Source organism: Pseudomonas sp. MYb60, from assembly GCF_002979555.1.
Lineage (GTDB): Bacteria > Pseudomonadota > Gammaproteobacteria > Pseudomonadales > Pseudomonadaceae > Aquipseudomonas.
Genome location: NZ_PCOZ01000006.1, coordinates 148,735 through 162,164 on the forward strand (window position 1 = coordinate 148,735; position 13,430 = coordinate 162,164).

General features: G+C 62.1%; 8 protein-coding genes and 1 pseudogene. All 9 read right to left on the minus strand.

Going from position 1 to position 13,430, the window contains the following annotated elements:
• Positions 1 to 127: 127 nt before the first annotated feature.
• The 9 genes and pseudogenes from CQ041_RS12230 to pilM all read right to left on the minus strand — a co-directional run bounded on the left by CQ041_RS12230 (position 128) and on the right by pilM (position 13,270).
• Entirely contained in the window at positions 128 to 1,546 is a 1,419-nt protein-coding gene (locus CQ041_RS12230; RefSeq protein ID WP_101265717.1) for an FAD-dependent oxidoreductase, read from the minus strand.
• A gap of 32 nt (positions 1,547 to 1,578) precedes the next feature.
• Positions 1,579 to 6,024, minus strand: coding sequence for a glutamate synthase large subunit (gltB, locus tag CQ041_RS12235; RefSeq protein WP_105522093.1), 4,446 nt, complete (start codon positions 6,022 to 6,024; stop codon positions 1,579 to 1,581).
• 352 nt (positions 6,025 to 6,376) lie between these two features.
• Entirely contained in the window at positions 6,377 to 7,942 is a 1,566-nt protein-coding gene (locus CQ041_RS12245; protein WP_105522094.1) for an SPOR domain-containing protein, read from the minus strand.
• A 10-nt stretch (positions 7,943 to 7,952) separates the two neighbouring features.
• Positions 7,953 to 9,053: a 3-dehydroquinate synthase gene (gene aroB / locus CQ041_RS12250; protein ID WP_105522095.1), complete on the minus strand. Its 1,101-nt coding sequence runs from the start codon at positions 9,051 to 9,053 to the stop codon at positions 7,953 to 7,955.
• A gap of 125 nt (positions 9,054 to 9,178) precedes the next feature.
• On the minus strand, positions 9,179 to 9,697 hold the full coding sequence (gene aroK, locus CQ041_RS12255; protein WP_105522096.1) for a shikimate kinase AroK: 519 nt from the start codon (positions 9,695 to 9,697) through the stop codon (positions 9,179 to 9,181).
• 4 nt (positions 9,698 to 9,701) lie between these two features.
• A pseudogene (locus CQ041_RS12260) lies at positions 9,702 to 10,955 on the minus strand (type IV pilus secretin PilQ); the annotation flags it as partial.
• 142 nt (positions 10,956 to 11,097) lie between these two features.
• On the minus strand, positions 11,098 to 12,069 hold the full coding sequence (locus tag CQ041_RS12265; RefSeq protein ID WP_105522098.1) for a pilus assembly protein PilP: 972 nt from the start codon (positions 12,067 to 12,069) through the stop codon (positions 11,098 to 11,100).
• A complete protein-coding gene (locus CQ041_RS12270) occupies positions 12,066 to 12,620 on the minus strand; it encodes a PilN domain-containing protein (RefSeq protein ID WP_231501159.1) in 555 nt (184 codons plus the stop codon). The genes CQ041_RS12265 and CQ041_RS12270 overlap by 4 nt, the downstream gene beginning before the upstream one ends.
• A complete protein-coding gene (gene pilM, locus CQ041_RS12275) occupies positions 12,617 to 13,270 on the minus strand; it encodes a type IV pilus biogenesis protein PilM (protein ID WP_105522100.1) in 654 nt (217 codons plus the stop codon). The genes CQ041_RS12270 and pilM overlap by 4 nt, the downstream gene beginning before the upstream one ends.
• Between the last annotated feature and the right edge of the window lie 160 nt (positions 13,271 to 13,430).

Consider the following 13,430-nt stretch of genomic DNA (forward strand, 5'->3'; position numbering starts at 1 on the left):
AGACAAATGTGGGAGGAGGCTTGCCCCCGATGGCAGTGCATCAGTCACCAAATTCATTGGCTGACACACTGCAATCGGGGGCAGGCCCCCTCCCACATTTTGATCCCCTTTCAGCTCGGGATCGGGATCAGACTTGCAGGTAATCCAGGATCCCTTCGGCAGCATTGCGGCCTTCGAAGATCGCCGTCACCACCAGGTCAGAACCGCGCACCATGTCGCCACCGGCGAAGATTTTCGGGTTGCTGGTCTGGTGCTTGTACTGGCCTTGTTCCGGGGCGACGACGCGGCCCTGGCTGTCGGTCTGGATTTCAAACTGCTCGAACCACGGCGCCGGGCTTGGACGGAAACCGAAGGCGATGACCACGGCGTCCGCCGGGATGATCTCTTCGGAACCCGGGATCGGCTCCGGGCTGCGACGGCCACGGGCATCCGGTTCGCCGAGGCGGGTCTCGACCACCTTCACACCCTCGACGCGGTCTTCACCGACAATCGCAATCGGCTGGCGGTTATAGAGGAATTTCACGCCTTCTTCCTTGGCGTTCTTCACCTCTTTGCGCGAACCCGGCATGTTCGCTTCGTCACGGCGATAGGCACAGGTCACCGACTTGGCGCCCTGGCGGATCGAGGTACGGTTGCAGTCCATCGCCGTGTCGCCACCGCCGAGTACCACGACCTTCTTGCCTTTCATGTCGACGAAATCTTCCGGCGACTTTTCAAAGCCCAGGTTGCGATTGACGTTGGCGATCAGGAAGTCCAGCGCGTCGTACACGCCCGGCAGGTCCTCACCGGCAAAGCCGCCCTTCATGTAGGTGTAGGTGCCCATGCCCATGAACACGGCATCGTATTCTTCGAGCAGTTGCTCCATGGTGATGTCTTTGCCGATCTCGGTGTTCAGGCGGAACTCGATGCCCATGCCGGTGAAGACTTCGCGGCGATGACTCAGTACGGTTTTTTCCAGCTTGAACTCGGGAATACCAAAGGTCAGCAGGCCGCCGATTTCCGGATTCTTGTCGAACACCACCGGGGTCACGCCGCCACGCACCAGTACGTCGGCGCAGCCCAGGCCGGCAGGCCCGGCACCGATGATGGCGACGCGCTTGCCGGTCGGCTTGACCTTGGACATGTCCGGGCGCCAGCCCATGGCGAACGCGGTGTCGGTGATGTACTTCTCCACTGAACCGATGGTCACCGCGCCGAAGCCGTCGTTGAGGGTGCAGGCACCCTCGCACAGACGGTCTTGCGGGCACACCCGGCCGCAGACTTCCGGCAGGGTGTTGGTCTGGTGCGACAGCTCGGCGGCGGCGAGGATGTTGCCCTCGGCCACCAATTTGAGCCAGTTGGGAATGAAGTTGTGCACCGGGCACTTCCATTCGCAATACGGGTTACCGCACCCCAGGCAACGGTGGGCCTGGTCGGCCGAGTGCTGGGGTTTGAAGGGTTCGTAGATTTCCACGAACTCTTTCTTGCGTTGACGCAACAGTTTCTTCTTCGGATCTTTGCGCCCGACATCGATGAACTGGAAGTCGTTATTCAGACGTTCAGCCATGTTAAAACCTCATCAAACTCTTCAGGCGCATATCACTGCGGGTTGGCATGGATGCTGGAAAGCAACGATTTCAGGTTGGCAGCCTTGGGCTTGACCAGCCAGAAACGACGCAGGTAATCATCGAGGTTTTCGGCGAGGTTGCGACCCCATTCGCTGCCGGTCTCCTCGACGTACTCGTCCAGCACGTGCTGCAAGTGGTTCCGGTAGGACTCCATGGCTTCGCCGCTGATCCGCTGGATCTCGACCAACTCGTGGTTGACCTTGTCGACGAAGGTGTTGTCCTGGTCGAGCACGTAGGCGAAACCGCCGGTCATGCCCGAACCGAAGTTGTAACCAGTCTTGCCCAATACCGCGACAAAGCCCCCGGTCATGTACTCGCAGCAGTGATCGCCCGTGCCTTCCACCACGGTGTGGGCACCGGAGTTGCGCACGGCGAAACGCTCACCGGCAGTGCCGGCGGCGAACAGCTTGCCACCGGTGGCGCCGTACAAGCAGGTGTTGCCGATGATGGCACTGTCCTGGGTCTTGTAGACGCTGCCTTTAGGCGGAACGATCACCAGCTTGCCGCCGGTCATGCCCTTGCCCACGTAGTCGTTGGCGTCGCCTTCGAGGTACATGTGCAGGCCGCCGGCGTTCCACACGCCAAAGCTCTGGCCGGCAGTGCCCTTGAAGCGGAAGGTGATCGGCGCCCTGGCCATGCCCTGGTTGCCGTGCTTACGCGCGATTTCGCCGGAGATGCGTGCGCCGATGGAACGGTCGCAGTTGCAGATATCCAGGGCGAATTCGCCACCGCTGGCGTCATTGATCGACGAACCGGCGATTTCCACCATCTTCTCGGCCAGCAGGCCTTTGTCGAAGGGCGGGTTGCGCTCGACACCGCAGAACTGCGGCTTGTCGGCCGGGATGTGATCGCTGCCGAGCAGCGGCGTCAGGTCCAGGTGGTGTTGCTTGGCGGTCTGGCCCTCGAGGATTTCCAGCAGATCGGTGCGGCCGATCAGCTCTTCAAGGGAGCGCACGCCCAGCTTCGCCAGCCACTCACGGGTCTCTTCGGCGACGTAGGTGAAGAAATTCACCACCATGTCGACGGTGCCGATGTAGTGATCCTTGCGCAGCTTCTCGTTCTGGGTCGCCACGCCGGTGGCGCAGTTGTTCAGGTGGCAGATGCGCAGGTATTTGCAGCCCAGCGCGATCATCGGCGCAGTGCCGAAGCCGAAGCTTTCGGCGCCGAGGATCGCGGCCTTGATCACGTCGAGGCCGGTTTTCAGGCCGCCGTCAGTCTGCACACGCACCTTGCCGCGCAGGTCGTTGCCGCGCAGGGTCTGGTGGGTTTCGGCCAGGCCGAGTTCCCACGGAGCGCCAGCGTACTTGATCGAGGTCAATGGCGAAGCGCCGGTGCCGCCGTCGTAGCCGGAGATGGTGATCAGGTCGGCATAGGCCTTGGCCACACCGGCGGCGATGGTGCCCACGCCGGCTTCTGCTACCAGTTTCACCGAGACCAGCGCCTGCGGGTTGACTTGTTTCAGGTCAAAAATCAGCTGCGACAAATCCTCAATCGAGTAGATGTCGTGGTGCGGTGGAGGCGAGATCAGCGTCACACCGGGTACTGCGTAACGCAGCTTGGCGATCAGACCGTTGACCTTGCCGCCGGGCAGTTGGCCGCCCTCACCGGGCTTGGCGCCCTGGGCCACCTTGATCTGCAGCACTTCGGCGTTGACCAGGTATTCCGGGGTCACACCGAAACGGCCAGTCGCGACCTGCTTGATTTTCGAGCTCTTGATGGTGCCGTAGCGCGCCGGGTCTTCGCCGCCTTCGCCGGAGTTGGAACGCGCACCCAGGCGGTTCATGGCTTCGGCCAAAGCTTCGTGCGCCTCAGGCGACAAGGCGCCTAGGGAGATACCGGCAGAGTCGAAGCGCTTGAGGATCGATTCCAGCGGCTCGACTTCGCTGATGTCCATCGCGGTGTCCAGGGTCTTCACCTTGAACAGGTCGCGGATCATCGACACCGGGCGGTTATCCACCAGCGAGGTGTATTCCTTGAACTTGGCGTAGTCGCCCTGCTGCACAGCGGCTTGCAGGGTGTTGACCACGTCCGGGTTGTACGCGTGGTATTCGCCACCGTGCACGAACTTGAGCAGGCCACCTTGCTGGATCGGCTTGCGCGCGCTCCAGGCTTCGTTGGCCAAGGCTTTCTGCTCGGCTTCGATGTCAACGAAACGCGCGCCCTTGATGCGGCTTGGCACGCCACGGAAGCTCAGGTCGCAGACTTCTTCGGACAGGCCGATGGCTTCGAACAGTTGCGCGCCACGGTACGACGTGACGGTGGAGATGCCCATCTTCGACAGGATCTTCAACAAGCCCTTGGTGATGCCCTTGCGGTAGTTCTTGAACACCTCATAGAGGTCGCCCAGCACTTCACCGGTACGGATCAGGTCGCCCAGCACTTCGTATGCGAGGAACGGGTAGACCGCCGAGGCGCCGAAACCGATCAACACCGCAAAGTGATGCGGGTCACGGGCAGTCGCGGTTTCCACGAGGATGTTGGAGTCGCAGCGCAGGCCTTTCTCGGTCAGGCGGTGGTGCACCGCACCGGTGGCCAGCGAGGCGTGGATCGGCAGCTTGCCTGGAGCGATGTGGCGGTCGGTCAGCACGATCTGGGTACGACCGGCGCGCACGGCTTCTTCGGCCTGGTCGGCGACGTTACGCACAGCGGCTTCAAGGCCGAGGCTCTCGTCGTAGTTCAGGTCGATGATCTGGCGGTCGAAGCCTGGGCGATCCAGGGTCATCAACGAGCGCCATTTGGCCGGAGAAATCACCGGCGAGCTGAGGATCACGCGGGAGGCGTGCTCAGGCGATTCCTGGAAGATGTTGCGCTCGGCACCGAGGCACACTTCCAGGGACATCACAATGGCTTCGCGCAGCGGGTCGATCGGTGGGTTGGTCACCTGGGCGAACTGCTGACGGAAATAGTCGTATGGCGTGCGCACGCGCTGGGACAGCACGGCCATCGGCGTGTCATCGCCCATGGAACCGACGGCCTCGTAGCCTTGCTCGCCGAGCGGACGCAGCACCTGGTCGCGCTCTTCGAACGTGACCTGATACATCTTCATGTATTGCTTGAGCTGGTCGACGTCGTAGAAAGCCGAACCGTGGTCGTTGTCTTCCATGGTCGCCTGGATGCGCAGGGCGTTCTTGCGCAGCCATTGCTTGTACGGGTGACGCGACTTCAGGCGGTTGTCGATGGCGTCGGTGTCGAGGATCTGACCGGTTTCGGTGTCCACGGCCAGGATCTGGCCAGGACCAACGCGGCCTTTGGCGATGACGTCTTCTGGCTGGTAGTTCCACACGCCGATTTCCGACGCGAGGGTGATGAAACCGTTGGTGGTGGTGACCCAACGCGCCGGACGCAGACCGTTACGGTCGAGCAGGCACACCGCGTAGCGGCCGTCGGTCATCACGACGCCGGCCGGGCCGTCCCACGGCTCCATGTGCATCGAGTTGTACTCGTAGAACGCACGCAGGTCCGGGTCCATGGTCTCGACGTTCTGCCACGCTGGCGGAATGATCATGCGCACGCCACGGAACAGGTCGATGCCGCCGGTGACCATCAGTTCGAGCATGTTGTCCATGCTGGAGGAGTCGGAGCCTACGCGGTTGACCAGCGGGCCGAGCTCTTCCAGGTCCATCAGGTCGTTGGCGAACTTGGTGCGACGGGCCACGGCCCAGTTGCGGTTGCCGGTGATGGTGTTGATCTCGCCGTTGTGGGCGAGGAAGCGGAATGGCTGGGCCAGCGGCCATTTCGGCAAGGTGTTGGTGGAGAAGCGCTGGTGGAACACGCAGATTGCGGTTTGCAGGCGCTCGTCGCTCAGGTCTGGATAGAAGGCGGTGAGGTCCGCCGGCATCATCAGGCCTTTGTAAATGATGGTCTTGTGGGAAAAGCTGCAGATGTAGTGTTCGGTATCAGCGGCGTTGGACACCGACGAACGACGACGGGAGGTGAACAGCTTGATCGCCATGTCCTGGTCGCTCAGGCCATCGCCGGCGATGAACACTTGCTCGATCTGCGGCAGGCGCTCCAAGGCCAGACGGCCGAGCACACTGGTGTCGATCGGCACTTTGCGCCAGCCGACAAGTTGCAGGCCGGCAGCGGCGATTTCGCGGTTCATGTTGGCGCGGGCGGCCTCGGCTTTCACCGGGTCCTGGTTGAAGAACACCATGCCCACGGCGTACTGCTTGGGCAGTTCGACCGCAAATTGCTCTTTGGCGACAGCGCGCAGGAACTGGTCGGGCTTTTGAATCAGCAAGCCACAACCGTCACCGGTCTTGCCGTCGGCGTTGATCCCACCGCGGTGGGTCATGCAGGTCAGGGCCTCGATGGCCGTTTGCAAAAGGGTATGACTGGGCTCGCCCTGCATATGGGCTATCAGGCCGAAACCGCAGTTATCCTTGAATTCATCGGGTTGGTACAGACCTGCTTTCATAGACACTTTCTCACCAGGCTGCCTCTTATATCGAGGCAAATTTCTTTTCAATTCAACCGGTTACCTTCCACGCCGAACGTACGCCGGCTTAGCGGGGGCAAAAGGGAGGTCATTGTACACACCGACACAGACGCTCACAAATTTAGCGACGAAATGTCGCAAATCTATGTCGCATTTATGAAAGGTTTAAAGCGATATGCTGTGCTAGTCAAAACTTTTTTAATTCTGACCGCTACGACTCAAAAGCTACTGTGACGCAGACACCACAAAGCGCGCGGCCCTTAGGGGACTGCACGCCATGCGATTTTTTTTGAGGTGCCGGGAGGGCGGCCTGGGTAAGGCCGCCGGATCTTCAGCGAGTTGCTGCCAGTTCTTGTTGAACGCTGGCGACAGTGCGAGGCCAAGGTTTACCAGCCTGAACCTTCGCTGGCAAGGCCTTGATAGCAGAATCGGCGGCTGCACGGCTGGAGAAGTTGCCGTAGGTGATCACGTAGAGAGGCTTGCCGTTGAGCACTTTCTTGAAATAACGGTACTCGCCGCCCTGCTCTTTCACGAACGCCTGGGCGTTGGCTTCCGAGCTGGTGCCGAGGATCTGCACCACGAAGTTGCTGGCAGGCTGGCTACCATACCAACCGCTGCCCGCAGCACCGGCCTTGGCGACGGTGGCGGCGGGTTTCTCAGCAGGCTTGGTGACCGGCGCCGGAGCTGGTTTGGCCGCCGGGGCTGGCGCGGCTGGCTTGGTCACAGGCGCTGGCTTGGCAGTAGCGACGGTCGGGGCCGGCGTCGGCTTGGCAACCGCAGCTGGCTGGCCGGCTGGCACGCCTGCAGGCGGCGCGGTGGTGGTCACGGTCGGCGGTGTAGCGCTGGAGCCTTCCACCGGCACGCCGTCGTCGCCTTCGGAGATGCCACCGGCTTCTTCGGCGAGCGGGCCGCGCATGACGGGCTGGCCGACCATCGGCAGGTTGGTCGGCTGGCCGGAGTTGGCGAACTCAACGTTTGGCGTGGGTTTGCCCAGTGGCAACTGCGCCTGTTCGGTTGGCGCGCCGGCGGTGGTCGGCGCCTTGCTGCGGCCCGGGATCAACCAGGCAGCGGCAACAGCGACCACGACAACGGCAGAAATTGCCAATACGTGCTTCTTCGGCATAGTGAACCCCATCTTTGGACGCTTGACCGCAGAGCGGCTGGCAATCATGGCTTCGATCATGGCATCGCGGGCAACCTGGTTGATGGTGCCAGGCCAGCCGTCGGAGCTTTCGTGAATATCAGAGATCTGTTGTGCGGAGAAAAGTTCGATACCGGCCCCGGCGCCCTCAAGGCGTTGTGCCAGGTATTCGCGGGTCTCTTCCTCTTCATACGGCTGCAATTCGATGACGTGGAACAGCTCCTGCTCGCCGCTGATCTGCTCGAGGTCGGCGATCAACGACGACTCGCCAAACAGGAACACGTGGGGGCGGCCTTCCGGCGTACCCGCGGCCAGTGCCAGCAGCGCTTCCAAGGCGGACTCGTCGAGCTGCTCGGCGTCATCCACCAGCAGATAGACTTCCTGGCCGGTAAGGCCCAGTTGCACCACTTGCTTGAGGATTGCGTTCGGCTCGGCAGTCGCCACGTCCAGCGACTGGGCGACCTGGCGCAGCACGCCGGCCGCATCGCCAGCCCCGCGGGCCGACACCACCACGCTCTGCACCGACTGCTTGTTGGTGCTCGCCACCAGGGCCTGGCGCAGCAAGGTCTTGCCGCTGCCCAACGGGCCAGTGACTACCAGCAGCAACTGGCTGTAGCGGGCGAGATGGTGCAACTGCCCCAGCACTGGCTTGCGCTGCGCCGGGAAGAATTTGAAACCAGGCACCCGTGGAGCAAATGGGTCGTGGCTTAGCTGGTAATGGCCGAGGAACGCCTCGTCGGCATGCAAACTAGTCATCGCGATCTTATTAACCTTTCAGCTGAGCCAGGGCGCGGTAATCCGCTCCCAGCGTGGCCTGTAGAATCTCTTTTGGATAATCGTCGGTCACCACCGCTTCGCCCATGTGGCGCAGCAGCACCAGTCGCAGTCGACCGTCGATCACTTTCTTGTCTATCGCCATATGTTCGAGGAAGTCCGCCTCGGTCATCTCCTCAGGCGGAATGACCGGCAAACCGGCGCGCTGGAACAGGCGGATACCGCGATCACGCTCCTGGGCGCTGATCCAGCCCAGGCGATGCGACATCTCCAATGCCATCACCGTGCCAGCTGCTACGGCCTCCCCATGCAACCACACACCATAGCCCATGTGCGTTTCGATCGCATGGCCGAAGGTGTGGCCGAGGTTCAAGGTGGCGCGCACACCGGACTCCCGCTCGTCGGCGTTCACCACCAACGCCTTGGCGGCGCAGGAACGGGAAATCGCTTCGGTAAGGGCGACCTGGTCGAGGTTGCGCAGCGCATCGACATGCTCTTCCAGCCAGGCCAGGAACGGCTCGTCGCAGATCAACCCGTACTTGATGACTTCCGCCAGGCCCGCCGACAACTCGCGCGGCGGCAAGGTGTTGAGGGTCGCGGTGTCGATCAGCACGGCCTGCGGCTGGTAGAACGCACCCACCATGTTCTTGCCCAGCGGGTGGTTGATACCGGTCTTGCCGCCCACCGACGAATCGACCTGGGACAGCAAGGTGGTCGGCACCTGGATAAAATCCACGCCGCGCTGGTAGCAGGCTGCCGCGAAGCCGGCCATGTCACCGATTACCCCGCCGCCCAGGGCGATCACGGTGGTGCGGCGGTCGTGCCGAGCGGTCAGCAGGCCATCGAAGATCAGCTGAAGGGTTTCCCAGTTCTTGTGGGCTTCGCCGTCGGGCAGGATCACAGAGATCACCGAATATGCCGACAGGCTGCGGCTCAGACGCTCAAGATACAGCGGCGCGACCGTTTCGTTGGAGATGATCGCCACTTGCCGCCCGGCAATGTGCGGGGTGAGCAACTCGGGTTGGTCCAACAGACCTTCACCAATATGGATCGGGTAGCTGCGCTCGCCTAGATCGACCTTAAGTGTCTGCATGTGTCCCCGCGTTAGAGATGGTGTGACGATCGGCAACGTCGCGATCCGACGCTGCCTGATGGCTCTACGCCACACCCCGAGGGGTGATGACGCGCCGCCGAGGATAGCGCATTTCTGGCCTGGCTTTAACGGGGTGGCAGCCGATGCAGGCGCTCGAGAATGTCGAGGACCACCATACGCGGCGGCCGCTCATCGGTTTCCACCACCAGATCGGCGATTTCCCGGTAGAGCGGATCACGCAGGGTGAGCAGGTCCCGCAGGGTCTTCTCCGGGTTGGCGGTACGCAACAGCGGGCGATTGCGATCGCGGGCGGTGCGGCCGACCTGCTGCTCGACCGACGCATGCAGATAGACCACCCGACCCCCGGCATGCAGCGCCCGGCGGTTTTCCTCGCGCATCACGGCACCACCACCCGTGGCCAATACCACGCCGTCGAGGCCGCACAGCTCGGCGATCATCGCCTGCTCGCGGTCACGAAAGCCCAGTTCGCCTTCCTTATCGAAGATCCATGGGATATTGGCACCCGTGCGCAATTCAATTTCCTTGTCGGAATCTTTGAACGGCAGGCGCAGCTCTTTGGCCAGCAAACGGCCGATGGTGCTTTTTCCAGCCCCCATCGGTCCTACAAGAATCAAATTTCGCACAGAATCAACGACTCACAGCAATCGCCTGGTTATTCATAATACGCGGAGTCAGGAATACCAGCAGCTCGGATTTTTTCTCCGCCAGCACATCGCGCCGGAAAAGGCGGCCAAGATACGGCACATCGCCCAAAAATGGCACTTTATCTACCACTTTGCTTTGGGTATTGGAGAAAACCCCGCCAATCACGATGGTCTCGCCATCCTTGACCAGTACTTTGGCGTTGACCTCATTCTTCTTGATCGGCGGCACGTCGTTGAGCTTATTCAGGTAGTCGGGCTCGTCCTTGGTGACCTTGACCTCCATGATCACGCGGTCGTCCGGGGTGATGTGCGGCGTGACCTCCAGGGACAGCGAGGCCTCCTTGAACGACACGGAGGTGGCACCACTGGAGCTGGATTCCTGGTAGGGAATCTCGGTGCCCTTGAGGATGCGTGCAGTTTCCTTGTCGGATGTCACCACCTTGGGCTGCGAGACGATTTCACCGTTGCCGGTTTTTTCCATGGCCGTCAGCTCGAGGTCCAGCAGCAGGTTGTCGGTGATGAACGCGATACCCAGGCCGGAGGTGCCGGTCAGCGAGCCCAGGTCCACGAACGGCGAGCTGGGGGGATTTTCCGGCATCTGCGCACCGTCGGGCAGCGGCTTCGGCAGGCCGCCCGCGGCCCAGTTGCCGCGATTGAGCCGCCCTCCCCAACGCGCACCGAGGCTCTTGTCGTAGTCCACATTGGCCTCCACGATCCGCGCTTCGATCATCACCTGGCGCACCGGAATGTCCAGTTGCGCCACGATCCGCCGCAGTTCCTCCAGCCGCTCACCCGTCTGGTAGGCGATGATAGTGTTGGTGCGATCGTCCACCGCCACCGAGCCGCGCTCATCGGTAAAGCCCTCCAGGCCCGTCATCGACTGGAACAACTTGGCCAGGTCCGACGCCTTGGCGTAGTTGACCTGCAACAGCTCCCGGCGCAAGGGCGCCAGGTCGGCCATTTGCTTGCGTGACTCCAGTACCAGCAGTTCGCGGGCAGCCAATTCCTCGGCGGGCGCCACCAGCAACACCCCGGCCTTGACGCGTTTATCCAGACCCTTGGCTTGCAGGACCAGATCAAGCGCCTGGTCCCAGGGCACATCCTTGAGGCGCAAGGTGATCGAGCCTTGCACCTCGTCGCTGGCGACCAGGTTAAGGCCGGCTACATCGGCGATTTGCTGCAACACGGCGCGCAATTCGATGTGCTGGAAGTTGAGGTTAAGCTTGTCGCCACTGTAGTTGCCCGATGCCGCGCTCCCAGGAGGTGGCAGCTGGATCAGGTCTACGCGGGCGGGCACAGCCAACGCCATCGGTGCCGTGAACGCTATCCATAGCGCCACACCGAAGGACGAGAAAGTCCTTTTCATTGCTTCGATTCCGTTATGAGTTGACGTTTAACATCAGGGTTCGACGGCGCTCCAGCCACGCGCCCTGTTTGTCGGGAACGTGTTCAACCAGTTCGATGTAGCCATCATGGATTGCGCTGACCCGACCATGGTCCAGCCCCAGGTAGTCGCCGACCGCGACGCGATGAACGGTGGAGGCCGCACGCAGCAGGGCAAAAACCTGCGTCCCGCGAGACAGGGTGCCGACCATTTCGAACTGATCGACCGCCACGCTCTCCAGAACTCCGCGAGGCCGGGTGAGGTCCGGCGGCTGGGCCGCCCGGCCGGGCACATGATCGACCTGCAACGCCACCGGCAGGAAAGGATCCCGCAAGCCGGCCGGGTCGTAGACAAACGAGGGCCGGTGCTCGGCAACTTCGCCCGCCCAGCCACCCGGCTGCGCTCGCCAATACGTCTTGGCCAACACTTCCAGCCTCAGCAGATTGCCATCAGGGCGCAGTACCAGGTCATGCACCGTCGCGATGCGCGACAGCCCACCGAGCGCACTGACGAACATCGCCAGGTCGTGATACCCGCCTGCGACACCTATTTGCACCGGCTGCTCAGTGAACAGCGGGCCTCGCTTTTCATCCAGCGGGGTCACACCCTCTACCAGCAAACCGTTGGCCAAGGTCAAGCGGGCGATATCGTCCAGCAGGCCGGGCATTTCGGACTCATCCGGCAACGGCTGCAACAGCTGGTTGAACGCCGACTGCATCGATTGGAACTGATGCAGACGCGCCTCAAGGCCGCTTGCCAGCGTTTTCTTGTGCGCCAATTGCTGTTGCAGGGCCTCCTCCCGCGTCTCGACCGTTTGTAACCGCTCCCGTGCGGGGCTCAGGTACACAAGGTCACCCACCGCAAAAACCGCACAGGCCAGCGCACAGCCCAGCAGAACCTTGCCGGGGAGTGGCCATTTTGCAGCGTTGTGAGTGAGTGCGGAAAGATTGAGCCTGGGCAGGCTCAAGGCTGAGCCTCGGTGGACTCTCCCTGGCGCACCATCAACTGAAACTCGTTGTTGCCGCGCGCGCCATCGGTGCGCACATGCTGCAAGCGAGTGGAATGGGCGCCTTCGGCAGCTTCCAGGCGGCGCATCAATTGGGCGATGTCCTGGCTGGATTCAGCGCTGCCGCTGATGCTCACCGTGTCGCCCTTTGCCACCACCTCATGCAAGTGCACACCTTCGGGCACTGCCCGCGCCAACTGGTCCAACAGCTGGGCGCTGGATGACCGGGCTTCGTGCAGGTCCTGCACTACCTTCATGCGCTCTGCCAGTTGCTGGCTTTGCAGCTGCAGGTCATCGAGCGTGCGAATGCTCGAGTCGAGGACGGTTGCTTCCTTGTCCAGGTGGCTATTGCGTGTCACCTGCCGGTCGATTGCCTGATCGATCACCTGGTCCGCCAGCCACACGGCGGCGAGCGCCACGCAGACGAACGCCAGCAGAAACGCGAGCAGATACTTGCGCCGCCGCTCTGCCAGCGCCTGGCGCCATGGCAAAAGGTTGATTCGTGTCTTCAAGCGAAACTCCTCAGGGCCAACCCGCAAGCCACTCCCATTCCCCGGGCATCCACCGCCCATTGTGCACCATCGACGCGACGGCCCGGCGTGAAGCTGGCGAAATCCTGACCGCAAGCGCGCGCCAATGCAAACGCTTCGACGTCGACCACCTTCGGCACCAGCCCGGCCAGGGCCAAAACGGCCACGCGGGCCTGCACCTGTTCCTTGAGGCACGCTGCCAGAACCACCTCCACCAACGCAGGATCCCTGGCCGAACGTCCTTGTACCTGAAAATCGAGGGCCATGTCGTCCAGCGGATAGGGGATGTATTGGTCCGCTTCCATCTGGATCATCCAGGCCATCTCATCGTCGCTGAGGCCAGCCGCCAGTTCGATCACCCGGGTAATGACCGAAGGGCCGGCCACGACAGTGGCCGCACCCCGGACGGAGGTACCCAGGCGAGATACGGCACTGTGCAGCGTGCGCCCGACACCTTCAAGGTCCAGCAGCGTGCCATCGACCACCGCATCGGCGGACAATGCCTGCTCGCAGTAAGCCTGGACACTGTAGCCCTTGGCTGAACGCCCCAATTCGACGAGGCGGATGGCCGCGTCGCTGATATCGACACCCAACAGGGTGCGGTCTTTTATGCCGAAAAATCCCTTTCCCATAAAACTCCCTAAAACTTTGCCTGTCATACCGCCTGAATGGCGCCGGGCACCGCGCATTCGGTCGGCTGGCTGCGCAGGCGCGAATGACGTCCGAAGCCGAAAAATGCTTTAATGCCCAGCGTTTTTTCCCGCTATTTATCTGCAGCTCGGGTTGATCCAT

Excerpts from the sequence above, each read along its gene's own strand:
- aroB (WP_105522095.1), bottom strand. The coding sequence starts at position 9,053 with ATGCAGACACTTAAGGTCGATCTAGGCGAGCGCAGCTACCCGATCCAT.
- pilM (WP_105522100.1), bottom strand. The coding sequence starts at position 13,270 with ATGGGAAAGGGATTTTTCGGCATAAAAGACCGCACCCTGTTGGGTGTC.
- CQ041_RS12245 (WP_105522094.1), bottom strand. The coding sequence starts at position 7,942 with ATGACTAGTTTGCATGCCGACGAGGCGTTCCTCGGCCATTACCAGCTA.
- CQ041_RS12230 (WP_101265717.1), bottom strand. The coding sequence starts at position 1,546 with ATGGCTGAACGTCTGAATAACGACTTCCAGTTCATCGATGTCGGGCGC.
- gltB (WP_105522093.1), bottom strand. The coding sequence starts at position 6,024 with ATGAAAGCAGGTCTGTACCAACCCGATGAATTCAAGGATAACTGCGGT.